The following is a 25421-nucleotide window of genomic DNA, read 5'->3' as shown; positions in this document are numbered from 1 at the left end:
ATGGTTACCGATATCACTTTCTGGTCGGAATCGGTGGGGTTCCCCCTGCTGACCACGCTGACCCTTATTCCCTTGGTGGCCATGTGCGCTGTCCTGTTTTCACGTTCCACAGTCATCGCCATGAGCCTGGGCTTTGCCGGAACATTATTCAGTTTGCTTCTAAGTTTTTATCTGATGTCCGTGTTTGATCCTGAAAAAGCCGGGCTTCAACTGGTCGAACAGCAGCGCCTTTTCGACTTTACCTATTACAGCGTTGGCGTTGATGGCCTGAATATCCTGTTTATTTCTCTAACGGCGATTATCGCATTCCTTGTTCTGGTTTATAAGGCAATTACTCGTCGAACCGTTGACTGGAAATTCGTGGCGTACCTGCTTGGCTATGAAACTATCCTGATAGGGTCCTTCTGTGCATTGAATGTTATCCAGTTCTGGGTTTGGACCTTGCTGGAATTGCTACCGGTAATTTTATTGACGATCCATGGCGGTACGGGCCAAAGAAAGCGTTGGGTAATCACCCACCTGCTACAGTATTGGGGGTGGGGGTTGCTGATGACCTTAGCCGGCTTCCTGTTGCTGGGCCTTGGATTAATGGATTCCGGTCATCCTCTGAGTTTCGACTGGTCGACGCTGAAGCAGAATAAGTCTCTTTTACAAAACGAAACGTTAATCTTTATTCTTCTGTTTTGCGGCTTTGCCATACGCATGCCTTTATTTCCATTTCACGGCTGGTTGCCGGTACTGGCGGAGCGGGGAACCGTGGCCAGCGCGGTTGTTTTCCTGGTGGGCCTGAAATTGGGCGTCTATGCAACTGCCCGTTTCGTCCTGCCGCTGGTCACGGAAGCGGCGGAACAGTGGGCAGGATTTGTGGTCACGCTAGGCCTGATCACTATTTTTTACGGCGCGCTGCTGGCACTTATGCAAATCAATATTCGACGGCTATTGGCCTTTTCTGTCATCAGCCATGCAGGGATGCTGGTTATCGGAATCTTTTGTTTCAACGAGCATGGATTGAATGGTGGCATATTTCTGTCGCTGGCGTGGGGCTTGGCGTCAGCGGGCATGCTGTTCAGTATCGGTCTGGTTTATGAGCGCACCCATACGGCGTTTACCCCACGTCTAGGCGGTCTTTTTGATACCAACATCAGCATAGCGCTGCTTTTTTTCATTTCCGCGCTCAGCACGATGGTCATGCCCGGCACACCGGGATTTGATGCGGCTCACCTGCTTATTGAAGGCACCATAGATGAATATGGCTGGTTGATCGCCATCGCTATTCTGGTGGGGAATGTGCTGGCGGCCGCCTTCCTGCTGCTGGCCTTTCAGCAGATATTCATGGCGAGTTCAAAACGCACCATACAGCCATTCAGAAATACCCAATACATGGTCAGAATGGAACCCGTTATTGTCATAACGATCTGCTCATTGCTTATCGGCACCGGTTTCAATACGGAGCCTTGGCTAAATTATATAGAAAGAGATCCGACCGGAATGAGCGCGTATTATCACAAGTATGGCGGAAAGCATTCTAATGAGGCCCCGGCTGAGTCCGCCGGCAGCGCCGCGGGGAGCGTCAAGCATGATTGAAGCAAATATTCCGATATTAAGCCTTGTCATTGTGCTGCCCTTATTGGGCGCCATTGCGGCCGGCACGATCCAGAACATCAATTTAGCTAAAAAGGTTGCATTATTCATTGCCGGCCTCGAGTTGATTGTCACGCTAATTGTGGTTCACTGGTTTAATGCCACCGACGGCAATAATTTTCAATTGGTCGAAAGACACGCTTGGATACCGAGCTTGAATATTGAATTCCTGATCGGCATCGATGGTATATCCGTACTTTTCTTGCCAATGTCGGCATTGTTGACCCTGGTCGCCATTATTGCTTCATGGAACTCGGTACAGCACCTGCCTCGTTTTCATTTTGCCCTGCTGCTGGCTATCGAGGGCGGTACCATGGGTGTATTTGTAGCCCTGGATATGATGCTGTTTTTCTTGTTCTGGGAATTGATATTGCCCCCCATTTTCTTTCTGATCGGCTTGTGGGGCATCGGTCCGCACCGGCGTGGCGCGGCAATGAAATACATGCTGTATATGTTATTCAGCGGCGTGCCGATATTATTTGCCCTCATCATGTTGGGGGTCAATCATGCCATGCAAACAGGGGGCGCTATTCCGCATGATTTATCGTTCAGCTTTCCCGTGCTGCTCAACACGCGCATACCGGATGATTTGCAGGTCATTATTTTTCTGCTCTTACTTACAGGATTTGCGGTTAAGGCTCCGCTGGTACCGTTCCATACCTGGTTGCCCACTACAGCCGTGGAAGCGCCGACACAACTGACGGCGTTATTGATCGGCCTGAAACTGGGAGCATTTGGCATACTGCGCTTTGCCATGCCATTGACACCCCATGCGTCCGTCGAATACGCCTGGGTACTGGGTATCTTTGGTGCCATTACTTTTATTTATGCTGCGATGATTGCGCTGCACCAGACGAACTTGCGCCGCCTGCTGGCTTACGCCAGTATCAGTCATGTTGGCTTGGTGATAGTGGGTATTGCGACGCTTAACATGCAAGGTATTCAGGGAGCCATCTTTCAATTGCTCAATTTTTCCGTGATTGCGAGTTGCCTGATATTGATTGCGGGTTTTATCCAGCATCGCGTCGGGAGTACGGAAGTTATCCATCTAGGCGGCTTGGCAAGGGTAATGCCCCGTCTGACTACCTTCTTCTTTTTATTCGCCATAGCCAGTATGGGCATACCGGGCACCAGCGGCTTCCCTGCAGAACTGCTATTGATTGTTGGCGCGCTAAACGCACATCCTGGCCTGGGGGTTGCCGCATTGCTGGGTGCTATTCTTGGCGCGGCGTATATGTTGTCCTTTATGCGCCGGACATTTTTTGGGCCGGTTGTTCATGCCAGGTTAAATCAGATACAGGATCTTCGTACTCGTGAATTCGGACTACTATGCGTCCCCGCATTATTGGTATTGTTCTTTGGATTTTTTCCTGACTTCGTGCTGGATATCAATAAAATTGCCGCTGAGTCGTGGCTAAACCGGCTCATCAATTAAAAGACTTCGCCGATCTTTCCGCGAAGCACACCATACAATGCCGCTGTCCGGCTGACGAAATCCGTTATTCCAAATTCCCTCAGCTCGCTGTCTACCGCGGAATGAAACACCAACCCACAGCGATCATGCTATAGCGGAGACAGCGCCGAAGTATCAGAATGATGCGGCTATCTGGCTGCGATCGCTCTCAGGCAGAGTGTCGTTTACCGTTTCGAGCGTGCGCGAGTGCCAGTCAAGTACGGCAGTGCGAACGAACATCTTTTCAGCAAGCGCCGGGAATTCGTTGCGCAGCACCTCCGCCGCGAAACGTGCCAGAAAAATAGATTTCAACTCGGCACGCGCCCGATCCATGCCAATTTCCATGTAGGGAACAGACGCCAGAAGCAGGAATCCGTCATCGGGAATGCGCCCACCGCGCATGTTGGACTGAATGATGCCGCCTGCCTTGCCGATAGGCACGTCGAGATTCGGGCTGTACGGACCAATGATCAGAGCCTGATTGGGCGTGTGCAAAAAGTCAAAGCCACGGCCGACGCAGATCATCCACTCGCGGTGCTCGATCTCCAGCTGCCGTTCATGGCGCCGCGCTTGCTCGCGTACTCGCGCGATATTCTCCAGGTTACCGAGCAGCAGTGGTAACAGGTCGGCGCGCATTTGTGGCGGCATATCAGGCAATAATGCGGCAAGACGAGGCTCCAAGGTTTCGCTCTCATCCGGCGTGAGCTGCGACAAATCGAGTTTCTCACCCGTGGAGCCATGCACGATTATCGTATCCTCGTCAGTTTCAATACCACAGATAAGAGGGTAAATGGTCGTATGCCCCAAGCCGAAGATCTGTTCCATCTGTCGCCGGATCACCTTGGTGTGAGCAAATGCAGCCTCGGTATCGTAATTGAAACCGGCGCATCCGCGGTGCGGATCGCCTTTGGAATAGTGATAGGTAACAAGAAACAGCACCCGTCGGCCGGACCTTATCCAACCCTGCACATGATGGGCAAGCACCTCGCCCAAATGCGGCCAGCCCAGATCGAATGCGCCCCCGAGATTACGGAACGGCATCAGAATGCCTGCTGGCGTATTGGTCATTACGGAAAGATTAATACGCCCGTCCATACACTTCAGCACAGCAATAGCGGTGGGATGTTCGGCGAGATAGCGCTCGCGTGCCAACCAGGCGTCCGGACTCCGGAAAGTCGCACCGTGACGGTCAGCAAGATTGAATAGCCAGTCTATACGCTTTTCGATGGGTAGGCGGGTAACATTCGTGTACATTCTGTGAACTCCGATCGTTTAATATGGATAAGTGAGAGGTGAAAATATTAACATAGAAAATGTCATAAATTTGTGAAGTGGGAGTATGCATATCAGGGAAAGGTGATATGGAAAGTCGCTCCTTTTCCGGGAGTACTTTCAACCTCGATAATCCAGCCGTAGTGGTCGCAAATACGCTTGACGATAGCCAAGCCGATTCCCAAACCCTCACCCTGGCTTGATCCGCGAAAGAAACGCTCATACAGAAGAGGCATATAAAAGGGTTCGATGCCAATGCCGGAATCGGAGATCGATAGCCGGTTTCGACTGAAATTCACCCGGATAAAACCACGTTCGGTATATTGCACCGCATTGCGAAGCAGATTCACGAGAGCGGTATGAAGCGCTTGGCGGTTCAACGTAAGGACAGCTTTTGGTGCTATCGCGACCTCGAAAATAAGGCGCTTACGATAGATCTCCGTACACACAGGCTCTACCGCATCATAAACACACTCGGCGAGTGCGACCGGTTCCATAATTCCCAGGGCCTGTTCACGGGCGAGAAATAGCAGGGCCTGCAATTGCTCGCCCATGCGGGTCGCCGCGGCTTCGATCATTCCAATGCGAGAGCGCGTTCGCTCGGAGAGATTGGGCTCCGTAACCAGCAACTCGCAACTCGTCAGAATCGTGGTAATCGGCGTTCGCAACTCATGACTGACGTTGGCGGTGAACTCTTGCTCGCGCCGCAACATGCGTGTAATACGGTTCTGATAATCATCCAGTGCATGAGCGAGCTGAGCTACCTCCTCATCCTGCCCCGGCTGTATCATGGTTGCGCCCTGTACGTCGCCCGGTGCAAGATGTCTTACCCGTTCAGCAAGATCGGTGACTTGTTTGACAAGCAACCCCGCAAGCAGGTACCCCACCACAAGCGCGACACCGACCACCGAGAGAAGGGACAGCACGATAAGAAGCCTGAGTTCCTGCTGCCGCTGGTCGTGAAGTCCGATTTCATAGGCAACAAGAAATTTCACGCCATCGACGTGTCGTACCGCGACGCGAACCTCCTCGGGACCCCGGAAAACCTTGTGACGCCTGTAATTGAGGCCCTGCAAATAGGATGGAAGCTGGGCTTCCTCAATGGAATCATGGATGATGTATTTCTCGAGATTGGATCCGACCTGCGGCACAAAATCGGCACGCTCGCGATAGCGCTGGAGCAGATAATCCATCTCGGTTTCGATGATCTGCTCGATATGCGCCTCTTCGATATCGTCGGAAGCGATATAAAGGCTGATACCGAGGGTCCCAACAACAACTATGCAGAATACCGCAAATGCCAGCGCAACACGCAGGCGGAGGCCGCGCTTAAACCCCGGCACGGGAAATGAGGCGGTAGCCGAGGCCATGAACTGTCTCTATCGGATCATAGCCGCCAGCCCGGGTCAATGCACGGCGCAATTCGTGCATATGACTGCGCAAGGTATCGCTGGTCCCCTGCGCATCGCCCCAGACTTCCGACTCCAGCTCCCGTCGGCTGAATACGCGGCCGGGTTCACCCATCATGAGCGCGAGCAGGCGGATACATTTTGGCGGCAATTTGACGGCTGCGCCCGCAAAACGGACCGACAACGTTTTTGGATCGAACGACAGATCATCGCTTTCCAGTATACGGCTGGTAACTTTGCCTCCGTGCCGTTTATGCATCGCGGCCAGACGCGCCTCCACCTCCTTTAACGCGAAAGGCTTGACCAGATAGTCGTCCGCTCCGCAATCAAAACCTTTCAGCTTGTCCGCCAGCGTATCGCGCGCTGTCAGCATCAGCACAGGCGTATCGAGATTTGCTTCCTGGCGAAGCTTGCGACACAAGGTAATGCCGTCCATGCCCGGCAAGCCGAGATCGAGCAGAATACCGTCAAATCGCTGCGTAACCGCGAGATGCAGGCCCGTGATGCCGTCCGCGGCGGCATCAACACTGTGTCCGCGAGCTTCCAGAAAATCGTAAAGGTTAGTGGCAATCGCGGGATCGTCTTCAATAATAAGTATATGCACGAAAGACCTATCGAAAATATGAGATAACGAAGGCTCAACCGAACTGACAAACTGTGCCGAAAACTGGACACCCCTGCTTTCTTCCGGCTTCGCAGGAAATTCTCTGATTAACCACGTGAACCACGAAGGGTTCACGATCTCAATCATCATGTTCCACTATTACATATGCAATACCAAGCAATCAACATCCGGCTCATGCAATATACCGGATAACGGACTCTCCTTTTTTGAAGGATATGTTTTTCAGTTTATACCTTTTATATTTATAAAAAACTAGTGCCGATGATATTTTTGACTAACGCTGTGGACGGCTTCCACCAGCGTCAAGGCGCTCTCGGGCGGAGTAAACTGGGAAATACCGTGCCCAAGGTTGAATACATGACCGGGGCCGTCACCATAGGCGGCGAGAATTTTTTCCACCTCTGCGGTAATTATTTCCGGCGTGGAAAACAGCACCGCGGGGTCGAGATTACCTTGCAGCGCCACTTTGTGGCCAATGCGCCGGCGTGCTTCACCGATATCGACGGTCCAGTCGAGACCCACCGCATCGCAACCACTGTCAGCGATGCTCTCCAACCATAACCCGCCGCCCTTGGTAAAAACAATGCTGGGAATGCGCACCCCCCCCTGCTCTCGTTTGATTCCAGCCAATATCTGGCTCATATAACGCAAAGAAAATTCCTGATAGGCGGCGTGCGACAACGCTCCACCCCAGGTATCAAAAATCATTACCGCCTGGGCGCCGGATTCGATCTGCGCGTTCAGATAGGCGGTTACCGCCTGGGCGTTGATATTGAGTATGTGATGCAGCAAATCCGGCCGCTGGTACAACATGGTTTTGATTTGACGGAAATCGGTGCCGCCGCATCCCTCCACCATATAGCAGGCAAGCGTAAAGGGGCTGCCTGAAAAACCAATCAGCGGAATACGATTGTCCAGCGTCTTGCGAATTTGTGAAACGGCATCCATGACATAACGCAGATGAATGGCGGGATCAGGTACCGTAAGCGAACGAATTTCCCATTCCTCTCGTAATGGACGCTCGAACTTGGGGCCCTCGCCTTCGGAAAAATAAAGTCCCAGCCCCATCGCATCCGGTATGGTAAGAATATCCGAGAACAGTATCGCGGCATCCAGCGGAAACCGTGCCAAGGGTTGCATGGTAACCTCGGTGGCAAAATCGGGATTCTTGCACAGCGCAAGAAAACTACCGGCGCGAGCCCTGGTCTGGTTGTATTCGGCCAGATAACGGCCTGCCTGGCGCATCAGCCATACAGGCGTGTACTCGGTGGGCTGCCGCAGCAGGGCTCGCAGCAGGGTATCGTTTTTTAATTTTGTCATCGAGATCTATTTAATCGCTAAAAATTCAGGAGAAAAACTTCCTGTCGGAATTTGTGTCCACCGGGACAACAACCAGCGCGGCGTGAATCCACATGACTCCATCAAGGAATATTCCGCGGATGGATAGTGGTTGGCACTTCCGGAATTGCCGATATTACCAGCGATTGGCCTTCCGGTACATTATCCCTGATGAATACGATGGCGATATCGGTGATTATGCATCGCATCTATCATTTGCTCCAACGCCGGCGTTCGGCTCAAGACCCCTCATTTATCTGGCAGACCACGGGACTTGAAGAATCGAAGCCAAGGGAGAACCGGGAGAACAGCTCTTCCTTTATGGAACGCGTTGCGGGCGAATTGGAAACAATTGGGGGAGCCTATGTCTCGTCGATGGCGAACAATCGCCGGTATTCCCGGATAGCGTAACGATCGGTCATGCCTGCTATATAGTCGGCAATAGCCTGATGTTTACCCTGAGAATATTTGGTCTGGTACTTGGGCGGAAGCAACAGGATATCGGAGTGGAACGCGTTGAATAGCATCTCGATGGTATGACGCGCCTTGGTGCTCATGCGCGCCACTTGGTAGTGCCGGTAAAGATTGTCGCGCAGGAATTTCTTCAATTCCTGCTGTTCCCGCAGGATTTTATTGCTGAAGCCGATCAGTACGGGCGCCGCCCGCACCGCGGATAAATCATCCGGACGCGCATCGGCGATATTGATCGCGCTTTGCCTGATCAGATCCGCTACCAGCGTATTGATCATGCGCCGTACCGTCTCATGAATCAAGCGCCGTCCCGAGATTCCGGGATGCTGGTTTTTAGCCAGCGCCAAGTGCCGGGAGAAAAGACCAACCCCCTCAAGCTGCTCCTGCGTAATGAGACCTGAACGCAAGCCGTCGTCGATATCGTGGTTATTGTAGGCTATTTCATCGGCAAGATTGGCAAGCTGCGCTTCCAGTGAAGGCCGCTGGTCTGTGAGAAAACGTTCGCCTACATCGCCAAGTCTTCGGGCATTCTTCCTGGCGCAGTGCTTAAGTATGCCTTCGCGCGTTTCAAAACACAGGTTCAAGCCATCAAATGCCCCGTAACGCTCTTCCAGCACATCCACCACTCGCAGAGATTGCAGATTGTGCTCGAAGCCGCCGTAGTCCTTCATGCAATCGTTCAACGCATCCTGCCCCGCATGGCCAAATGGAGTATGGCCTAAATCATGCGCCAGGGCGATAGCCTCAACCAGATCTTCATTAAGACGCAGGTTCCGGGCAACGGAACGGCCGATTTGCGCGACTTCCAGGCTGTGTGTCAGGCGCGTGCGAAAAAGATCGCCTTCGTGGTTGACAAAAACCTGGGTCTTGTATTCGAGGCGGCGGAATGCGGTGGAATGAATAATACGATCACGATCCCGCTGGAACTCCGTACGGCCGGGGGACGACTCTTCCTCGATACGGCGGCCGCGCGAGTTTATCGAGCATACCGCATAAGGCGCCAACTCATGCATGAGCAGTGCATTCCAGAAGCGTTTCGGCGAGAGCCTCAGCAGGCACACCGGAATGGACAACAGCCTCGCCAATCTGCTGGAGCAGGATGAAACGCATTTTTCCCTCCGCTACTTTCTTGTCCAGCCCCATCAAATCTATATATTTTTCCGGGCCCAGATCGGGAGCGGCTACAGGGAGGCCCGCTTGCACGTAGATGCTGCGGATACGCTCCACGTCAACCTGGCTGATCATACCCATGCGCCGTGACAATTCCGCTGCCAATATCGTACCTGCCGCCACGGCCTCGCCATGCAGCCACGTACCATAACCGAGTGCATTCTCGATGGCATGACCAAAGGTATGCCCCAGGTTCAGCAATGCGCGGACACCGCTTTCATGCTCGTCGGCCTCCACAACTTCGGCCTTATTCCTGCAACTGCGGTATATTGCTTCGATCAGCACTTCGGGATCACGCGCCAGAAGTTTTGTCATGTTCCGTTCTATCCACGCCAGAAAAATGGAATCCCGGATCAAACCGTACTTGATAATCTCCGCAATGCCTGCGCGTAATTCTCTTTCGGGCAGAGTTTCCAATGTCGTGCTGTCAGCCACCACCGCCCTGGGTTGATAAAAAGCACCGATCATATTCTTGCCAAGCGGATGGTTAATACCCGTCTTGCCACCGACCGAAGAGTCAACCTGCGCCAGCAGCGTGGTCGGATATTGAATAAATGGCACGCCACGCAAATAGGTGGCGGCGGCGAAGCCGGCCAGATCACCGACAACTCCCCCACCGAGCGCGATAACCGGGGTGCCGCGTTCACAGCGGTTTGTCAGCAGCGCATCAAAAATGAGATTGAGTGTTTGCCAATTCTTGTACTCTTCCCCGTCAGGAAGAATGATGGGGACTGACGCCACATCTTGCTTCTCCAGTGCACTACGCAACCGTTCCAGATAAAGCGGCGCCACCGTGGTATTGGTCACGATAGCAACCCGCTTCCGCGGTAAGTGGGTCATGATGAGTTCGATCTGGCTCAAAATGGCGCTGCCGATATGTATCGGATAGCTGCGCTCGCTCGGTGTAGCATCAAGATCTACCGTGATGGTTTTCATGGATTAGCCGGTTTGAAAGGACTTTGAAGGGTTTCCGAGGGGTTTGAATGCATGATCTTGCTTTTCTTCTCTACCCGCTGATAGAAAGCGTTGCATCCGGAGAATTTCATGAAAGATAGCAATTCTTAAAACGGTTTCACCACGACCAGTATCACCACCACAATCAGAATCACCACCGGAATTTCATTGAACCAGCGGTAATAAACGTGACTATGGCGGTTGCGGTCATACTTGAAATCGGCAAGCAATCTGCCGCAGTAGAGGTGGTATCCAATCAGTACGATCACCAATGCAAGTTTGGCATGCAACCATCCGCCGGAAATACCATAACCCAGCCAAAGCCACAGGCCAAAAAGAATCGTCAATACGGCACCTGGTGTCATGATGCCATAATAGAGCTTGCGTTCCATCACCTTGAAACGCTCAATGCCGGACGCATCATCGCTCATCGCATGATAAACGAACAGGCGAGGCAAATAAAAGAGCCCGGCAAACCAGGTCACCATGAAAATAATATGTAGCGATTTTATCCAGAGCATCTGATAACCTAAATCCAGCAGTGACCACTCATTCCCGGTTCATTTGTCAATTACGCGACATGATCGGCAATGACTCCTCGCATCACTTGACCTTCCACCCTGGCGGGTTCCAATGAGACGAGACCAACTATCGGCTTCAGGATAATACTATAGCCGATCGGCATCATCGAATGGATTAAGCGACCTTCGGAAATAATTATCATGCAAACTACCCCGAAACCAGGAACGAGTTTCTGGGACATGGGTCGAATTATAACCGACCGATAGCAGGCGATATGCCGTGTAATGACGATGAGACTCAGACTTGAACGAGTATACGAGCCACCCCCACACCCGGATGGAATACGCATACTCGTCGACCGCTTGTGGCCACGCGGTCTTTCGAAGGCTAAGGCCGGGATCGATTTCTGGGCCAAGGAAGTAGCGCCCTCGAATGAGTTACGCGACTGGTATCAACATGAGCTGGAGAAGTGGCCCGAATTCCGGCGCAGATACCGGGAAGAGCTTAAGAACAACGACGCGGCTGTCAAGGAACTCATCGCGAAACTTGGAAACGGAAACGCCACGCTTCTCTTTGGTTCCAGGGAGCTCAATCACAATAACGCCGTCGTGCTAAAGGAATATCTGGAAACATTACGATAAAGGCACCTTCCTTACACCCGGACAAGCGGTACTACATCGCGACCACTTCCAATTCGGGCTCTATCGACCTCAACAAATTCTGAATGCCTCTGAGCGTGCCCGAAATTGAGCTCGGGCAAGTGCCGCAGGCGCCCTGGTAGTGAACGCTGAGTTTGTTGCCGTCGAGGCCGAGCACATGAAGATCACCGCCGTCATTTTGCAAATAAGGACGTATCTCCTCATCAAGCAGCGTATTGATCGTTTCAAGGCGCTGCTGGTCCTCCGGGCTCAAACCGGCAATGGCGCTGGATGCCGCCGCAACGGTAGCGGCTGACTGCGAAGTCGCCGCAGGCGCAGCCCGGATCGGATCGGCGACTTCGCGGGCCAGATCCTGCCAATCGGCGCCACCATCCTGCGTGATCGTGATCCAGCGATCGACATAAAATACGTTGGTCACGTGATCGATATCGAATAACGCGGCGGCAAGGGGATCGTCCTGCGCCTGCTCGGCGTTGTCGTACGAGTGCGTCACGCCCCAGGTCAATGGCTCCTTGAGAATGAATTTCAATGCATTCTTGTTTGGTGTACCTTCTATTTCAGATATCTTTGGCATTTTTCCCTTCCTGCTTCCTATTAAGCATCACCGATTGAGGCATGCATCGGATCGTCTTCAGCCTCCGTCGATGTGGCGGTCACGGAATTGAGCGCCGCCTGCAATGTATGCCAAGGCAGAATCGCGCATTTGACGCGTGTCGGAAGATCCCGCACTCCCGCAAAGACGGTGAGCCGCCCCAGATGATGAGCCCCATCCAGATTGAGCTTGCCGATCGCCATATCACGAAATTCGTGAATCAGTGTTTCAGCGTCCGCGCGTGTCTTGCCTTTTACGACGGTAGTCATCATTGATGCGGAGGCCTTGCAAATCGCACATGACTCGCCATGGAAAGCAATACTGTCAATGCGCTCCCCATCAAGATTGAGTTCGATATCTAGATGATCGCCGCACAGTGGATTATGGCCGACTGCATGATGGCTTGCGTTATCGAGCGTACCGTAATTGCGCGGCTTCCTGTTATGGTCGAGGATAACCTCTTGATAAAGTGATTTTGTGCTCATTACGTAAAAATCTTCTGTACAGTGCGGAGGCTCGCAATAAATGAATCCACCTCAGCCATCGTGTTGTAAAAAGCAAAAGAGGCGCGTGTGGTTGCCGGCACCTTGAGACGCAGCATCACCGGCTGCACACAATGATGACCGGTACGTACCGCGACTCCGTCCTGATTCAGGAGTGTACCGATATCATGCGGATGCACACCCTTGACTTCAAACGACAGCACCGCGGTTTTCATGGCGGCGGTGCCAATAATACGCACACCCGGTACACGGCTTATCTGTTCAGTCGCATAGTTGAGCAGGTCAAATTCCTGCGAAGCAATCGCATCCATGCCAATCGACAACAAATAATCGATCGCGGCCCCCAGTCCGATCGCGGCCGCAATCGGGGGCGTACCCGCCTCAAACTTGTGCGGAATGGTATTGTAGGTGGTCTTTTCAAACGTCACCGACAAAATCATATCGCCGCCACCCTTGAACGGCTGCATGCGCTCGAGCAGCTCGGCCTTGCCGTAAAGAATGCCAATACCGGTCGGGCCGCACATTTTGTGACCTGAGAACGCATAGAAATCGCAGTCGAGGTCCTGCACATCGACTTTCATATGCGGCACCGCCTGCGCCCCATCGATCAGTACCGGTACCCCGCGCGCATGCGCGAACGCGATCATGGATTTGACCGGGTTGATCGTACCCAGCGCATTCGACACATGCATCACGCCGACAAATTTCGTGCGCTCGTTAAAAAGCTTCTCGTATTCGTCGATTAAAAGTTCACCCGCATCAGTAATGGGCACAACACGGATTTTTGCCCCCTTCTCTTCCGCCAGCATCTGCCAAGGCACTATATTCGAATGGTGCTCTAGCGTAGTCAGGATGATTTCATCACCCGCCCCGATGAATTTTCGGCCGTAGCCATGCATCACCAGATTGATCGCATCCGTGGTACCGCTGGTAAAGATGACCTCCCTGTCTTCGCGCGCGTTGATGAAGCGCTGCAATTTGCGGCGTGATTCCTCGTATTCTGCGGTCGCGGTTTCTGACAGATAATGCACCCCACGATTGATATTGGCATGTTGCGTGATCTGATAACGCACCAGGCGGTCGATGACCGGCTGCGGCATCTGACTGGACGCCGCGTTGTCGAAATAGACCAGAGGTTTGCCACCGACCTGGAGCTTGAGAATTGGAAAATCGGCACGAATTTTTTCAACGTCCAGCATCGAGGCGAATTGTGATTTCAAAGCGGATTCGATAAGCTGCATTATTCAGTTTCTCTGAGTTTGCTCAAGCACTGTCTGCTCAAGCCGTTGTTTCAGCGACGCAATCGATATGCGATCGATGATTTCGGCGCCAAACGCATACGTCAGCAAGTTGCGTGCGGTGGTCTCGGATAGCCCGCGGCTCTTGAGATAAAATACTTCCTCATTATCAAGTTGGCCAACAGTTGCCCCATGCGCACACTTCACATCATCCGCGAAAATTTCCAGTTGCGGCTTGGTATCCACGCGCGCCTTCGCATTCAGCAGCAGGTTACGGCTCGATTGCGAAGAATCGGTACGCTGTGCGCCCGGACGAACCACGATTTTACCGTTGAATACCGCGTGCGCAGCGCCATCCACGATGCATTTATGTGACTGGATACTTGTCCCGTGAGGCTTCGCGTGATCGATGCAGGTATGCGTATCGGCAAGTTGCCGTCCTGTGATCAATGCCAGTCCGTCAATGGCGCACTCCGCCCCTTCAGCTGCAAGCAGCGTGTTCAGGTTATAGCGCGAGATACGTGCGCCAAGTGCGACGCTGACTGACCGGTAGTGGCTTGCATGGGCGAGCGACACCGCGCAATTCGCAATGTGAAATGCCTCGGTACTGTCGCGCTGAACGCGAATATGATCAACCCGGGCATTGTCGGCAAGTACGATCTCTGTCACCGCATTGGTTACGTAAGCATCCTCCTGTAACGTAACGTAGTCCTCGACAACCGTTACCATGCTGCCGGATTCGGCTATCAACAAGCAACGCGGATGACTTGCCGCTTCCTTTTGTGTCGCGATAAATAAAAGATGCACCGGCTCTTCGACCACTCCATTGCGTGGCACGAGTATCAGCGCTCCATCGTGCAGGAATGCGGTATTGAGTGCGGCAAACACGTTGTCCTGAAACCCGGCGTGACGGCCAAGATGCGGCTCTATCGCCACCGCATGGGCGGCTGCCGACCCCGATAGATTCGTAACGACCAGGCCGGGGTCTTTAGCGCCATCCGGCTCCCGGGATAACTGCGGCGCGTACACGCCATCGACGAATACGAGGCGGATCGCCGTTTCTGCCAGGTAGAAGTGTTCGATGTCCGCGGTTCTCAACGATGACTCGGCACGCACCGGTTGGAACGATAGCCGGTACAGCGGTGAGATGTCGGTAAAGCGCCATTCCTCATCGCGTGTGGTAGGCACCTTCAGCGTACCGGCACGATCGACGGCGTCAGCCCGCAACTGGTTAAGCCACGCCAGCGGACTCGATGGCAATTGCGGCTGCCCCTGAAGCAGGCTTTCAAGATAGCTGCTGCCGGTGACCATGCTCACGCTCATGCTCTGGCTGCGGCGCGTTGCTCGACGCTGACCCAATCGTAACCACGCGTTTCCAGCTCCAGTGCCAGCTCTTTTCCACCCGTCTTGATAATACGGCCCGACTCCATCACATGCACATAGTCCGGCACGATATAGTTGAGAAGGCGCTGGTAATGCGTCACCAGTATGATGGCGTTGTCTTTGTTCGTAAGCCGGTTCACGCCATTGGTAACGATCCTGAGGGCATCAATGTCGAGGCCGGAGTCGGTCTCGTCAAGAATCGCCAGCCGTGGCTCAAGCAGCGCCATTTGCAATATTTCGTTTCTTTTTTTCTCTCCGCCGGAAAAACCTTCATTGACACCCCGATCGAGAAAATCCGGATTCATTTCAAGCAATTTCATCTTTTCACGCACAAAGTCCTCAAACTCGAGCGGATCAAGTTCTTCCTTGCCGCGTTGGGCCTGCACGGTATTGTAAGCAAGACGCAGAAAATGGCTGTTGGCGACGCCAGGTATCTCTATCGGGTACTGAAAAGCAAGGAATAGGCCAGCACGCGCACGCTCCTCCGGTTCAAGATCGAACAGGTTGTTGCCTTCAAACGTCACCGAGCCATCAGTGACTTCATAGGCATTATGACCGGCGAGTACTTTTGCAAGGGTACTTTTACCCGAACCATTCGTTCCCATGATGGCGTGGATTTCACCACTTCTGACCGTCAAATCGATACCCTTGAGTATCTCGATGCCATTGACGGTCGCCCGCAATCCGCGTATGTCGAGCAGCGTTTTGCTGTCCTGGTAGATCATCCGACACTCCCTTCGAGCTTGAAGCCAAGCAGCTTGGTCGCCTCGACCGCAAACTCCATCGGCAACTGTTGAAATACATCCTTGCAGAATCCATTAATAATCATCGATACCGCTTCCTCATTGCCGATGCCGCGTTGTGCAAAGTAAAACAACTGATCTTCGCCGATCTTTGACGTTGATGCTTCGTGCTCGACTTTGGCGGTATGGTTACGAACCTGAATGTAGGGAAAAGTATTGGCGCTGCATTCGTCGCCGATCAGCATCGAATCACATTGCGAATAATTGCGGGCTCCGGCGGCGGTCGGCGCGATTCTGACCAGCCCACGGTAGCTATTGTTGGAATGACCGGCTGAGATACCCTTGCTGACTATGGTGCTACGCGTATTCTTGCCCAAGTGGACCATCTTGGTGCCGGTATCGGCCTGTTGATAATGATTGGTGACCGCAACGGAATAGAATTCACCGACCGAGTTCTCACCCAGCAAGACGCAGGAAGGGTATTTCCAGGTAATGGCCGAACCCGTTTCCACCTGGGTCCATGAAATGCGCGAATTGACACCTTTGGCCAGACCACGTTTGGTGACAAAATTATAGATGCCACCCAGGCCATTTTCGTCACCCGCATACCAGTTCTGCACGGTCGAATACTTGATATCGGCATTGTCGAGCGCCACCAGCTCGACCACCGCCGCATGCAATTGATTGGTATCAAACTTGGGCGCGGTACAACCTTCCAGGTAGGAAACCGACGCCCCCTCCTCGGCGATAATGAGAGTGCGCTCGAACTGCCCCGACTCCTCAGTGTTGATACGAAAGTAAGTTGACAGGTCCATCGGGCATTTGACGCCTTTGGGAAGGAAGCAGAATGTGCCATCGGTGAAGACCGCCGAGTTAAGCGCGGCGTAGTAATTGTCACCCACCGGCACCACGGTACCGAGGTATTGCTTCACCAGATCCGGATGCATATGGACGGCTTCTGAAATCGAACAGAAAATAATACCCACCTCGGCAAGCTTCTGCTTATATGTGGTTGCTACCGACACACTGTCGAAAATGACGTCGACGGCGACGCCGGCAAGGGCGGCACGTTCATGCATCGGCACACCAAGTTTTTCGAAGGTACGCAGCAACTCAGGATCAACCTCGTCCATGCTGCTCAGCTTTTTCTTCGGCTTGGGTGCGGAGTAGTAACTGATGGCCTGAAAATCGATCTTCGGGTATTTGACATTCGACCATTTCGGCTCTTCCATTTTGAGCCATTGCTGATAGGCCTTGAGCCGGAATTCAAGCAGCCATTCGGGCTCCTCTTTCTTGGCTGAAATCAGCTTGATGGTGTCCTCACTCAGCCCCTTCGGCGCGACATCGGATTCGATGTCGGTAACAAAGCCGTGCTTGTAGGGCTGGTTGACCAGATTTTGCAATACTGCACTCATTAGGTTGCTCCAATATCGTTCACGTCGAAGAAAAAAACTTCGAACTCGTTACTAAAATTCTTTTCCACCCCCGCGCCTATGCCAGCAGGCTAGATCTTGGCCGGCTCCCTCAGACTGAAGCTTTCGCCACAGCCGCACGTATTCTCGACATTAGGATTGTCGAATCTGAACGAATCATTGAGTCCTTCCTTGACGAAATCAATACGCGAACCATCGAGAAACGGGAAGCTGCCGGCATCCACCACCACGTTAGCCTGGTAAGACTCGAACATCTGATCGTCCGCGCAAACTTCATCCGCATACCCAAATGTGTAGGCAAAACCGGAGCAACCTACCTTCTTCACGCCGATGCGCAAGGCCAATCCCTTGCCACGCTTCGCGAGTTGTTTCCGGATCTGTTTCGCGGCATTCTCGGTGAGTGTTATCGTCATCACTACTCTCCGGTCGTCATTCTAAATGATGATGATCGAAATAAGCATATACGAGCCAAATCAGACCGAAAATACGGCGTTCTCACGTTCGGACATGACTCCACGTTCACGCTCGGGCATGACCTTCCGCATATCCAGCATTTGTACCACGCCACTCTGTCTCGCTTGCCTCGCTCTCTGGTCATCAACCAGCTGCTTTAGCGTTATCGCGCCAAGGTGATCGAAAATCAGATCATTAAGCTTTATCCACAGATCGTGTGTCATGCACTTTTTGTCGTTGTGGCAATTTTCCTTTCCACTGCATTGAGTCGAATCCATCGGCTCATCCACCGCAAGGATAATCTCGGCGATCGACACCTCCCCCATATCCTTCGCAAGACAATATCCACCGCCTGGACCGCGAACACTGTCGACAAGGGCGCGCTGCCGCAGCTTGGCAAACAGCTGCTCAAGGTAAGATAGTGAGATTTGTTGACGCTGGCTGATTTCAGCGAGGGTCACGGGATGGGCGCTGCGCTGCATTGCGAGATCCAGCAGCGCCGTTACCGCAAACCGTCCTTTGGTTGTTAGCCTCATGATAAGCTCCTCTTTACTCTCGTAAATTCAATCAATAAAGATATTAATTATTGCTGGTTCAGCCCGTAGGTCAATCAGTACCTTGATCAATACATGACTGATTTAGTCAACTATAAGATACTTGATTGATTTGGTCAACTATATTTTACCGGAAAAATGGTTGTCGCCGGATACACTTCGTCCATCCGGTTTATATGTATAAAGCGCCGCTGGGGCCGCCGAGAAGCCTGGGGTATGTGGAGATATGCCGCAAAAAACTCGCGATCCCCATCCATAGCGGACGCCCTGACGATGAAGTCGAGCGAAAATGAGACAGTATGCTGCTGCAAGCACGCCGTTAGCGTCGGCGGAGTCTCATATGGGATTTGACCAATTCTATTGCCTGGTGGCGAAAATGATTGCCATCCGTATCTTTCACCCACATATGCAGCAGGCCGATAAAGAATAGATGCGTATCTGTCGCTAATTGAGAGGGATCATGGGAAATGTGTAATTGCTCGCGGGTTTTTGCGCGCTCATAAACCAGTTTAAGCTTTTCTTCTATACCGGAACAATTTGATAAAATTTGCCGCAAAACGGTGGCGAATTCGTCCACATATTCACACTTGATCATCATGATTTCGTAAATTTGCCGTGTCTCGATACTATCGGTCAGGATCTGGATCGTGCCGCATAGGAACTTTTCTATGCATGCAAGCGGATCTTCAGAGCGTTCCACCAGCAAGGTATCATCCATGCGATCAATGAGTGGCAGAAACACCTGTTCGCGCATCGCCTGAAACAGGGCGATCTTATTGTTGAAGTGCCAGTAGATGGCTCCGCGCGTAACACCCGCCTGGACGGCGATGTGTTCCATCGTGGTACGGCTGACACCACGCGCCAGGAATACCTCACGTGCCGCCTGAATAAGACGTTGCCGGGTTAATTCTGCATCCTCTTTTGTTTTCCGAGCCATCGCGCGAGTGTTCTCCTGTTTCCTTTACTATTTACATGGAGAGATTTTTGTATATAATTTACATACAAACACGAATGTATGCAAATATTCCGTTTGATCCACTTTGTTTGAGACGTTTAGCTTGTCCGGCATGGAGTTAAAAAATGGCAATCGCCAGATATTATAAGAAAAAATTTCGTAGTTCGTTGGTAATTCACTCAAAATTACTCATTGCGCTAATAGTTGGCATCGCACTGAGCGCGTGCGGCAAAAGTGATCAGACGGCCAATCAGCCCCAAGCCGGAATGGCGCTTCCTGTCAGCGTGATCGAAGTGCAACCCACCAGCGTGCCGATAAGCGCCGAAGCCGTTGCCCAAACCGAAGGCGCCAAGGAAGTCGAAATACGGCCTCGTGTAGGCGGCATTCTGCTCAAACGCCTGTATGAAGAAGGCGCCGCGTTAAAAGCAGGGCAGCCCATGTTTCAGATTGATCCCGTGCCTTATCAAAATGCCCTGGCCCAGGCCCGGGCGCAACTCGCTGAACAAAAAGCCCGTATCAAACAGGCCGAGCGGGAAGAGCATCGTTTGCGTGATCTGCTCGACACGCAAGCCATCAGTCAGCGTGAGTATGACAACGCCGCCTCTGACAGTGCAATCGTCAGTGCCGCCTTGCAGCAGGCCGAAGCGCGCGTGCGCGACGCAGAGCTCAATCTTTCTTATACGATCGTGACAGCGCCGGTGAGCGGTATATCGGGCCGCTTCCAATTCTCCGAGGGAGCCTTGGTGGAGGCGAACGACAGTCTGCTGACCACGCTGGTTCAGCTCTCGCCCATATGGGTACGTTTCAGTCTTTCCGATAGCGAACTGGTACAGCTTGGCGGGCCGCTTACTGAACAGAGGGTAAAGCAGGTCACGTTGATATTACCGGATGGGACGGAGTATGAAAGGAAAGGAGAATTGAATTTCGCCGCCAGTCGAATCGATCCGTCACTGGGTACACAACAACTGCGTGCCACGTTTGAGAACCCCGAACAGCGCCTGTTACCGGGACAATTTGTCCGGGCGCGTGTAATCATGGGCGAACGCGATGGGGTTTTTCTCGTGCCGCAGGTTGCAGTGCAAACGTCCGACCTAGGCAAAAGTGTATATATAGTCAACGAAAAAAATGAAGCCACGATACGGCCGGTAGAGGCGGGTAAGTGGATAGGCAAGGATTGGGTGATTCTCGGCGGGCTGAAAGCCGGCGATAAAGTCATCGTCGATAACATCATCAAGCTTCGTCCTGGCACGCTAGTGTCACTCCATGCACCCGGAGAAGCTCCTGCGGCGAAGGCGCCCGCCGAGCCTCCTGCTCAGTCCAGCCCAGATAAGCAGGCCAGTGGACGTGAGCGGGAACCATCATGACCAGATTCTTTATTACGCGGCCCATTTTTGCATCGGTATTGTCCATTATCATCGTTCTGGCAGGGCTGGCTGCCGCGATGCAACTGCCCATCGCGCAGTACCCCCAAATCGCGCCTCCTACCGTATTGATAACTGCGACCTTTCCGGGCGCAAGCGCTGAAACCCTGGCTAAAACGGTTGCCGCCCCGATTGAAGAACAGCTGAGCGGCGTCGACAATTTGCTGTATTTCAGTTCCAGCGCCGACTCCAGCGGCACGCTCACCATTACCGCGACCTTCGAGGTCGGCACGGATATCGACCAGGCCACTTTCAACACCAGCAATCGCGTCAATATTGCCTTGCCGCGATTGCCGGACGAAGTCCGGCGGACCGGTCTGAAAATAGAAAAGCGGTCCAATGACATCCTGCTGGTGTTCATGCTGATCTCGAAGGAGAAAGGAAAATACGATCCGCTGTATTTAAGCAATTACGCCACGCTCAATATCCTGGATGAACTGAAACGCACCAAGGGCGTGGGTGACGCCCTGGTTTTCGGCGGCCAGGACTATTCCATGCGCATCTGGCTGCGCCCCGATCGCATGGCGCAACTGGGAGTGACCACGACAGATGTGGCTGCGGCTATCCGGACACAAAATGCACAGTATGCTGCGGGCAAGATAGGCCAGGAACCGGCGCCAGCGGATCAGCAACTGATTTATACCGTTAACGCCAAAGGCCGGCTGCTGGAACCCGAACAATTCGGCAATATCATCTTGCGTGCCGAGGGTCCCCGGGGAGTTCTTTATCTCAGGGATGTAGCCCGGATCGAACTCGGGGCACTGAGTTACGACGTGCGTACGGCATTGAATGGCCAGCCAGGCGCGGGTATCCCCATCTTTCTGCAGCCCGGCGCGAATGCCCTGGATACGGCGAACGCGCTCATGGCAAAAATGGATGAGTTGAAACAATATTTTCCGGAAGGAATGGATTATGTCGTGCCTTACGACACCAGCAAATTCGTCAAAGCCTCCATGTGGGAAGTGGTCAAAACGCTCGGCGAGGCGATGATCCTGGTTATACTGGTTGTCTACCTCTTCCTGCAAAGCTGGCGTGCCACGCTGATTCCCATTATCGCGGTACCCATTTCCCTGATCGGCACTTTTGCCGGTTTGTGGGTATTCGGTTTCTCCATCAATACGCTTACGCTATTCGCCATGGTGCTGTCCATCGGGATCGTGGTGGATGATGCCATTGTCGTGCTGGAAAATATCGAACGCTTGATGGACGAAGAAAAACTGTCGCCGATGAAAGCCGCCATCCGATCCATGGAGCAGGTTGCAAGTGCCGTAGTGGCCATTGTATTGGTACTGTGCGCGGTATTTGTGCCTGTAGCGTTCATGGGGGGCATTGCCGGCGAATTATATCGCCAGTTTGCGGTGACAGTCGCTGTCGCGGTCATCATATCGGGTGTGGTGGCATTGACGCTCACGCCCGCGTTATGCGCCATCCTGCTGAAACATACGCATGGCGACTCCGCATTTTTTCGCGCATTTAATAACGGCTTCAGCCGCCTGACCAATTTTTATATCCAGACGGTCAGCACGACCTTAAAACACAGGATCATTGGAACGTTCGTATTCACAGGCATTATCGCCGCCGCAATCTACCTGATTAAAATAGTTCCTGAAAGCTTCGTACCTCCGGAAGATCAGGGTTATGTGGTAACCGCAACAATTTTGCCGGACGGTGCCACGCTCGCCCGAACCACCAAAACCGCCGAAGCGGTGCGCGCCGCTATTGCGGAAGATCCGGCTGTTGCCCACGAATTTGTGGTCAATGGCTTCGATCTTATCGGCGGCGGGAATAAAACCAGCTCGGCAACCATGTTCGTTGCATTTAAAGACTGGTCCGAGCGCACCGCCACAGCGGAGGATATCGTCGGCAAGCTGTCGGGCATCGGCATGCAGCAGCCGGACGGCATTGCGATAACGTTTAATCCGCCAGCCATTCGTGGCCTCGGTACTGCGGGAGGCTTTGAGGTTTACGTGCAAAGCCGTGGTGGTTCGGACCCTTTGCAGTTGTCGGGTGTCGTGAATAATTTCATTGACGCACTCAACCATGAACCACGTCTCGCCGGCATAGCCACCTTTTTCCGGCCTACCGTGCCGCAGTTCTTTATTGAAGTGGATGAGGCCAAGGCAATCTCGCAAGGGGTGTCGATTGCCGACCTGTATGCCACCTTGCAGAGCACCATGGGTTCGCTCTATATCAATGATTTCAATAAGGCCGGGCGCACTTATCGTGTGCAATTACAGGCTGAGCCCCAATACCGCATGAAACCGGAGGATCTCGGCAGGGTGTACGTCCGGTCACAATCCGGCGAGATGGTGCCTATGTCGGCACTGAGCAAAATCAGCACCATAGTCGGGGCGGAACAGTTGGAGCGTTACAATGGTCTGCTTTCCGCAAAAATTATGGGGAGCGGCGCACCTGGAGTAAGCTCGGGTGACGCCATCAAGCTGGTGGAGGAGATTGCGGCAAGGAATTTACCCGATAATTATCAAATTGCCTGGACAGCACAGGCCTATCAGGAGAAACGTACCGGTTCGGCCGCAGTCCTCGCTTTCAGTTTCGCCATCATCATGGTATTTCTCATTCTGGCCGCACAGTTCGAAACCTGGGCACTGCCGCTGGCCGTTATCATGGCTGTGCCATTTGCGCTGACCGGCGCGCTGCTTGCCGTTTTAATTCGCGGGATGCCCAATGATATTTATTTTCAGGTTGGCCTGATTACACTGATAGGACTGGCGGCAAAGAATGCTATCCTGATTGTAGAATTTGCCAGTCAGAAAATGCGGGAAGGGATGCCGGTTGCGCAAGCCGCGGTTGAGGCTGCGCGTCTGCGCTTTCGGCCGATTGTCATGACCTCCATGGCTTTTGTGCTGGGGATCGTGCCGCTGGTGATTGCCACAGGAGCAGGAGCCGCTGCCCGCCGCTCAATGGGTACCGGCGTGTTTGGAGGAATGATACTTGCAACCTTTGTTGCCACCATATTCATTCCCTTGTTTTTTACCTGGCTTTCTCGTAAGCAAACGGAGAAGCAGGTTGAAAATGCGCAGACAGAAGCGACATGATGCCATATTCAAGATTACCCCATCCGGTGGTTGCCTTGGTCAACGGCGTTAAATCGGTTGATACAGCCACAACGCTTTCCGCTATCCCCGGAGAGTTATCATCGGCCGCGCTTTCCTCGAGGAAGAAGGGATATTACCGCCGAATCCGCATACTGTTATTACTCCCGAGCATTCTGTTGACATCCTGCGCCATGGGACCCGACTATTTCCGTCCTCCCATCGACACCGCGGAGAAGTTTCGCATGGCGCAAACGGAAGGGCAGTCCATCGCCAACCTCCCCTGGTGGGAGCTCCTGCAGGATGAAGAACTTCAGCGGCTCATCAACCAGGCCTTGCTGGAGAATAAGGATCTCAAGCAGGCGGTGGCAAGTATCGAAGAACTCCAGGCACGCCTAAGCATAGCGCGCATGGACTTCCTTCCCAAAATGGACATAAACGCCAATGCTCCGGCGATGGGTACCCTCGGCGGCTTCCTTCGTCCCGGCTTTCCCACGCCCTACAGTTATTTCGGACAGACAACCTTGAACTGGGAGCTGGATATCTGGGGCAGGCTGCGCCGTTCCAATGAAGCTGCCCGCGCCGATCTGATGGCACGCGAGGAAAATCGCCGGGCGATAGTGCTAACGTTAGTAAGTTCGGTGGCGCAGTCCTATTTCGATCTGCTGCAATTTGATATGCAATTGGATATTGCCCGGCGCGCCCTGGCGTCGTGGGAAGAATCCGTTGCCATTTCCCGGGCCCAATTGCGAGGCGGGTTGATTTCCCGCCTCGATCTGGATCAGTTCGAGGCGGAGCGGGCCAATGCCGCCACCCGAGTAGCAGAACTTGAACGCCAGATGGTTCAGAAGGAAAATGAACTGAGTGTACTGCTGGGAAAAAACCCGGTGCCGATTGTGCGGGGCCACTCGCTGACGGAACAATTGATGCCGCCGGAAGTGCCCGCCGGCCTGCCTTCCGAGCTGCTGCAGCGGCGTCCCGATATTTTACAGGCGGAGCAAACCCTGGCGGCGGCCACCGCCAGAATCGGGATGGCCAAGGCGGCGCGATTTCCCAAGCTCACCATCACGGGCTTTCTGGGGGTGGCCAGTCCGGCTTTGTCCCGTCTGCTGCTCTCGGGAAGCGAGTTCGGAGTGGGTGGGCTCGGACTGGCCGGCCCCTTGCTTAATGCGCAAAGCCTGGGTTTCGACCAGCGGGCCGCAGAGGCCCAGGCAAGGCAAGTGTTGGCAGAATATGAGCAAACCATCCTGGTGGCGTTCAAGGAGGTGGAAGACGCCCTGGTGGCTATTCGTACCGTCAATGACCAGCGCAAGGCGCAGCAGGAGCAGGTCGAAGCATTGCGCTCCGCTTTGCATGTGGCCGACCTTCGCTACAAGGGGGGCATTACGAGCTATGTGGATGTGCTCCTTGCCAAGCGCAATCTGTTCGATGCAGAATTTGCCCTCACGGCGACACGCCGCTTCCATCTGGTGTCTGTCGTTCAACTCTATAAGGCCCTGGGTGGAGGATGGATGCCGGGATGATCGATGCCGCGTCATTGACATACGCGAACCGAGGGTTTCTTTGGATTTCTACCGGG

The 25421-nt window shown here is 53.3% G+C and carries 23 protein-coding genes; 6 read left to right on the top strand and 17 right to left on the bottom strand.

Annotated elements, in window-relative coordinates; genetic code table 11:
- Both EBAPG3_RS05730 and EBAPG3_RS05725 read left to right on the top strand, forming a co-directional pair.
- Positions 1–1584 carry a complex I subunit 4 family protein gene (locus tag EBAPG3_RS05730; protein WP_004178386.1) on the top strand — a complete coding sequence of 528 codons (1584 nt, stop codon included), beginning with the start codon at positions 1–3 and terminating at the stop codon, positions 1582–1584.
- Positions 1577–3076, top strand: coding sequence for a complex I subunit 4 family protein (locus EBAPG3_RS05725; RefSeq protein WP_004178384.1), 1500 nt, complete (start codon positions 1577–1579; stop codon positions 3074–3076). Before EBAPG3_RS05730 ends, EBAPG3_RS05725 begins: the two co-directional genes overlap by 8 nt.
- Before the next feature lie 153 nt (positions 3077–3229).
- Here the strand turns inward: EBAPG3_RS05725 and EBAPG3_RS05720 are convergent, their stop codons facing one another.
- The 8 genes from EBAPG3_RS05720 to EBAPG3_RS15145 all read right to left on the bottom strand — a co-directional run bounded on the left by EBAPG3_RS05720 (position 3230) and on the right by EBAPG3_RS15145 (position 11057).
- Positions 3230–4348, bottom strand: a complete 1119-nt coding sequence (locus tag EBAPG3_RS05720) for a carboxysome shell carbonic anhydrase domain-containg protein (protein WP_004178382.1) — start codon at positions 4346–4348, stop codon at positions 3230–3232.
- Between the two features lie 92 nt (positions 4349–4440).
- Positions 4441–5736 carry a sensor histidine kinase gene (locus tag EBAPG3_RS05715; protein ID WP_004178380.1) on the bottom strand — a complete coding sequence of 432 codons (1296 nt, stop codon included), beginning with the start codon at positions 5734–5736 and terminating at the stop codon, positions 4441–4443.
- Positions 5696–6379 (bottom strand): response regulator transcription factor, encoded by a 684-nt coding sequence (locus EBAPG3_RS05710; RefSeq protein WP_040852523.1) that lies wholly within the window; start codon positions 6377–6379, stop codon positions 5696–5698. Before EBAPG3_RS05710 ends, EBAPG3_RS05715 begins: the two co-directional genes overlap by 41 nt.
- Positions 6380–6652: 273 nt before the next feature.
- Complete coding sequence (hemE, locus tag EBAPG3_RS05705) at positions 6653–7720, bottom strand: uroporphyrinogen decarboxylase (protein WP_004178360.1); 1068 nt, start codon at positions 7718–7720, stop codon at positions 6653–6655.
- 380 nt (positions 7721–8100) lie between these two features.
- Complete coding sequence (locus tag EBAPG3_RS05700; RefSeq protein WP_004178358.1) at positions 8101–9222, bottom strand: deoxyguanosinetriphosphate triphosphohydrolase; 1122 nt, start codon at positions 9220–9222, stop codon at positions 8101–8103.
- Positions 9215–10315 (bottom strand): 3-dehydroquinate synthase, encoded by a 1101-nt coding sequence (gene aroB / locus EBAPG3_RS05695; protein ID WP_004178356.1) that lies wholly within the window; start codon positions 10313–10315, stop codon positions 9215–9217. The genes EBAPG3_RS05700 and aroB overlap by 8 nt, the downstream gene beginning before the upstream one ends.
- Before the next feature lie 125 nt (positions 10316–10440).
- On the bottom strand, positions 10441–10854 hold the full coding sequence (hemJ, locus tag EBAPG3_RS05690; RefSeq protein ID WP_004178352.1) for a protoporphyrinogen oxidase HemJ: 414 nt from the start codon (positions 10852–10854) through the stop codon (positions 10441–10443).
- Positions 10855–10904: 50 nt separating this feature from the next.
- The gene (locus EBAPG3_RS15145) at positions 10905–11057 is read right to left on the bottom strand and encodes a hypothetical protein (RefSeq protein WP_004178339.1); all 153 of its coding nucleotides are present in this window, start codon (positions 11055–11057) and stop codon (positions 10905–10907) included.
- 82 nt (positions 11058–11139) lie between these two features.
- Between EBAPG3_RS15145 and EBAPG3_RS05680 the strand changes: the two genes are divergently transcribed.
- Positions 11140–11496: a DUF488 domain-containing protein gene (locus EBAPG3_RS05680; protein WP_418304117.1), complete on the top strand. Its 357-nt coding sequence runs from the start codon at positions 11140–11142 to the stop codon at positions 11494–11496.
- 31 nt (positions 11497–11527) lie between these two features.
- Here EBAPG3_RS05680 and EBAPG3_RS05675 read toward each other — a convergent pair whose 3' ends face one another.
- The 9 genes from EBAPG3_RS05675 to EBAPG3_RS05635 form a co-directional block, all read right to left on the bottom strand.
- Positions 11528–12088, bottom strand: coding sequence for a NifU family protein (locus EBAPG3_RS05675; protein WP_085921928.1), 561 nt, complete (start codon positions 12086–12088; stop codon positions 11528–11530).
- Between the two features lie 20 nt (positions 12089–12108).
- Positions 12109–12591 (bottom strand): Fe-S cluster assembly sulfur transfer protein SufU, encoded by a 483-nt coding sequence (sufU, locus tag EBAPG3_RS05670; protein WP_004174031.1) that lies wholly within the window; start codon positions 12589–12591, stop codon positions 12109–12111.
- Positions 12591–13850: a cysteine desulfurase gene (locus EBAPG3_RS05665; protein WP_004174033.1), complete on the bottom strand. Its 1260-nt coding sequence runs from the start codon at positions 13848–13850 to the stop codon at positions 12591–12593. The genes sufU and EBAPG3_RS05665 overlap by 1 nt, the downstream gene beginning before the upstream one ends.
- A gap of 3 nt (positions 13851–13853) precedes the next feature.
- The gene (sufD, locus tag EBAPG3_RS05660) at positions 13854–15170 is read right to left on the bottom strand and encodes a Fe-S cluster assembly protein SufD (RefSeq protein ID WP_151898866.1); all 1317 of its coding nucleotides are present in this window, start codon (positions 15168–15170) and stop codon (positions 13854–13856) included.
- Positions 15167–15955: a Fe-S cluster assembly ATPase SufC gene (sufC, locus tag EBAPG3_RS05655; RefSeq protein ID WP_004174035.1), complete on the bottom strand. Its 789-nt coding sequence runs from the start codon at positions 15953–15955 to the stop codon at positions 15167–15169. The genes sufD and sufC overlap by 4 nt, the downstream gene beginning before the upstream one ends.
- Entirely contained in the window at positions 15952–17388 is a 1437-nt protein-coding gene (gene sufB / locus EBAPG3_RS05650) for a Fe-S cluster assembly protein SufB (RefSeq protein ID WP_004174036.1), read from the bottom strand. Before sufB ends, sufC begins: the two co-directional genes overlap by 4 nt.
- Before the next feature lie 89 nt (positions 17389–17477).
- The gene (locus EBAPG3_RS05645; RefSeq protein WP_004174037.1) at positions 17478–17819 is read right to left on the bottom strand and encodes a HesB/IscA family protein; all 342 of its coding nucleotides are present in this window, start codon (positions 17817–17819) and stop codon (positions 17478–17480) included.
- Positions 17820–17879: 60 nt separating this feature from the next.
- Positions 17880–18395, bottom strand: a complete 516-nt coding sequence (locus tag EBAPG3_RS05640) for an Rrf2 family transcriptional regulator (RefSeq protein WP_004174038.1) — start codon at positions 18393–18395, stop codon at positions 17880–17882.
- Between the two features lie 337 nt (positions 18396–18732).
- Complete coding sequence (locus EBAPG3_RS05635; protein ID WP_004174040.1) at positions 18733–19350, bottom strand: TetR family transcriptional regulator; 618 nt, start codon at positions 19348–19350, stop codon at positions 18733–18735.
- A 143-nt stretch (positions 19351–19493) separates the two neighbouring features.
- On the opposite strand from EBAPG3_RS05635, the gene EBAPG3_RS05630 reads away from it, so the two are divergent.
- The 3 genes from EBAPG3_RS05630 to EBAPG3_RS05620 are packed head-to-tail and all read left to right on the top strand — an operon-like array spanning position 19494 to position 25365.
- Positions 19494–20732: an efflux RND transporter periplasmic adaptor subunit gene (locus EBAPG3_RS05630; RefSeq protein WP_004174042.1), complete on the top strand. Its 1239-nt coding sequence runs from the start codon at positions 19494–19496 to the stop codon at positions 20730–20732.
- Complete coding sequence (locus tag EBAPG3_RS05625) at positions 20729–23845, top strand: efflux RND transporter permease subunit (RefSeq protein ID WP_004174044.1); 3117 nt, start codon at positions 20729–20731, stop codon at positions 23843–23845. The genes EBAPG3_RS05630 and EBAPG3_RS05625 overlap by 4 nt, the downstream gene beginning before the upstream one ends.
- On the top strand, positions 23842–25365 hold the full coding sequence (locus tag EBAPG3_RS05620; protein WP_004174046.1) for an efflux transporter outer membrane subunit: 1524 nt from the start codon (positions 23842–23844) through the stop codon (positions 25363–25365). Before EBAPG3_RS05625 ends, EBAPG3_RS05620 begins: the two co-directional genes overlap by 4 nt.
- Positions 25366–25421: the final 56 nt, after the last annotated feature.

Origin of the sequence: Nitrosospira lacus (genome assembly GCF_000355765.4) — a bacterium.
GTDB classification, from domain to species: domain Bacteria; phylum Pseudomonadota; class Gammaproteobacteria; order Burkholderiales; family Nitrosomonadaceae; genus Nitrosospira; species Nitrosospira lacus.
The sequence above is the reverse complement of the archived record's forward strand: the minus strand, read 5'-3'. Positions and strand labels throughout refer to the sequence as shown.

What these genes read in the sequence shown, in the direction of transcription:
- EBAPG3_RS05730 (WP_004178386.1), top strand. Translation starts at nt 1, where the DNA reads ATGGTTACCGATATCACTTTCTGGTCGGAATCGGTGGGGTTCCCCCTG.
- EBAPG3_RS05725 (WP_004178384.1), top strand. Translation starts at nt 1,577, where the DNA reads ATGATTGAAGCAAATATTCCGATATTAAGCCTTGTCATTGTGCTGCCC.
- EBAPG3_RS05720 (WP_004178382.1), bottom strand. Translation starts at nt 4,348, where the DNA reads ATGTACACGAATGTTACCCGCCTACCCATCGAAAAGCGTATAGACTGG.
- EBAPG3_RS05715 (WP_004178380.1), bottom strand. Translation starts at nt 5,736, where the DNA reads ATGGCCTCGGCTACCGCCTCATTTCCCGTGCCGGGGTTTAAGCGCGGC.
- hemE (WP_004178360.1), bottom strand. Translation starts at nt 7,720, where the DNA reads ATGACAAAATTAAAAAACGATACCCTGCTGCGAGCCCTGCTGCGGCAG.
- EBAPG3_RS05700 (WP_004178358.1), bottom strand. Translation starts at nt 9,222, where the DNA reads ATGCATGAGTTGGCGCCTTATGCGGTATGCTCGATAAACTCGCGCGGC.
- aroB (WP_004178356.1), bottom strand. Translation starts at nt 10,315, where the DNA reads ATGAAAACCATCACGGTAGATCTTGATGCTACACCGAGCGAGCGCAGC.
- hemJ (WP_004178352.1), bottom strand. Translation starts at nt 10,854, where the DNA reads ATGCTCTGGATAAAATCGCTACATATTATTTTCATGGTGACCTGGTTT.
- EBAPG3_RS15145 (WP_004178339.1), bottom strand. Translation starts at nt 11,057, where the DNA reads ATGATAATTATTTCCGAAGGTCGCTTAATCCATTCGATGATGCCGATC.
- EBAPG3_RS05680 (WP_418304117.1), top strand. Translation starts at nt 11,140, where the DNA reads ATGACGATGAGACTCAGACTTGAACGAGTATACGAGCCACCCCCACAC.
- EBAPG3_RS05675 (WP_085921928.1), bottom strand. Translation starts at nt 12,088, where the DNA reads ATGCCAAAGATATCTGAAATAGAAGGTACACCAAACAAGAATGCATTG.
- sufU (WP_004174031.1), bottom strand. Translation starts at nt 12,591, where the DNA reads ATGAGCACAAAATCACTTTATCAAGAGGTTATCCTCGACCATAACAGG.
- EBAPG3_RS05665 (WP_004174033.1), bottom strand. Translation starts at nt 13,850, where the DNA reads ATGCAGCTTATCGAATCCGCTTTGAAATCACAATTCGCCTCGATGCTG.
- sufD (WP_151898866.1), bottom strand. Translation starts at nt 15,170, where the DNA reads ATGAGCGTGAGCATGGTCACCGGCAGCAGCTATCTTGAAAGCCTGCTT.
- sufC (WP_004174035.1), bottom strand. Translation starts at nt 15,955, where the DNA reads ATGATCTACCAGGACAGCAAAACGCTGCTCGACATACGCGGATTGCGG.
- sufB (WP_004174036.1), bottom strand. Translation starts at nt 17,388, where the DNA reads ATGAGTGCAGTATTGCAAAATCTGGTCAACCAGCCCTACAAGCACGGC.
- EBAPG3_RS05645 (WP_004174037.1), bottom strand. Translation starts at nt 17,819, where the DNA reads ATGACGATAACACTCACCGAGAATGCCGCGAAACAGATCCGGAAACAA.
- EBAPG3_RS05640 (WP_004174038.1), bottom strand. Translation starts at nt 18,395, where the DNA reads ATGAGGCTAACAACCAAAGGACGGTTTGCGGTAACGGCGCTGCTGGAT.
- EBAPG3_RS05635 (WP_004174040.1), bottom strand. Translation starts at nt 19,350, where the DNA reads ATGGCTCGGAAAACAAAAGAGGATGCAGAATTAACCCGGCAACGTCTT.
- EBAPG3_RS05630 (WP_004174042.1), top strand. Translation starts at nt 19,494, where the DNA reads ATGGCAATCGCCAGATATTATAAGAAAAAATTTCGTAGTTCGTTGGTA.
- EBAPG3_RS05625 (WP_004174044.1), top strand. Translation starts at nt 20,729, where the DNA reads ATGACCAGATTCTTTATTACGCGGCCCATTTTTGCATCGGTATTGTCC.
- EBAPG3_RS05620 (WP_004174046.1), top strand. Translation starts at nt 23,842, where the DNA reads ATGATGCCATATTCAAGATTACCCCATCCGGTGGTTGCCTTGGTCAAC.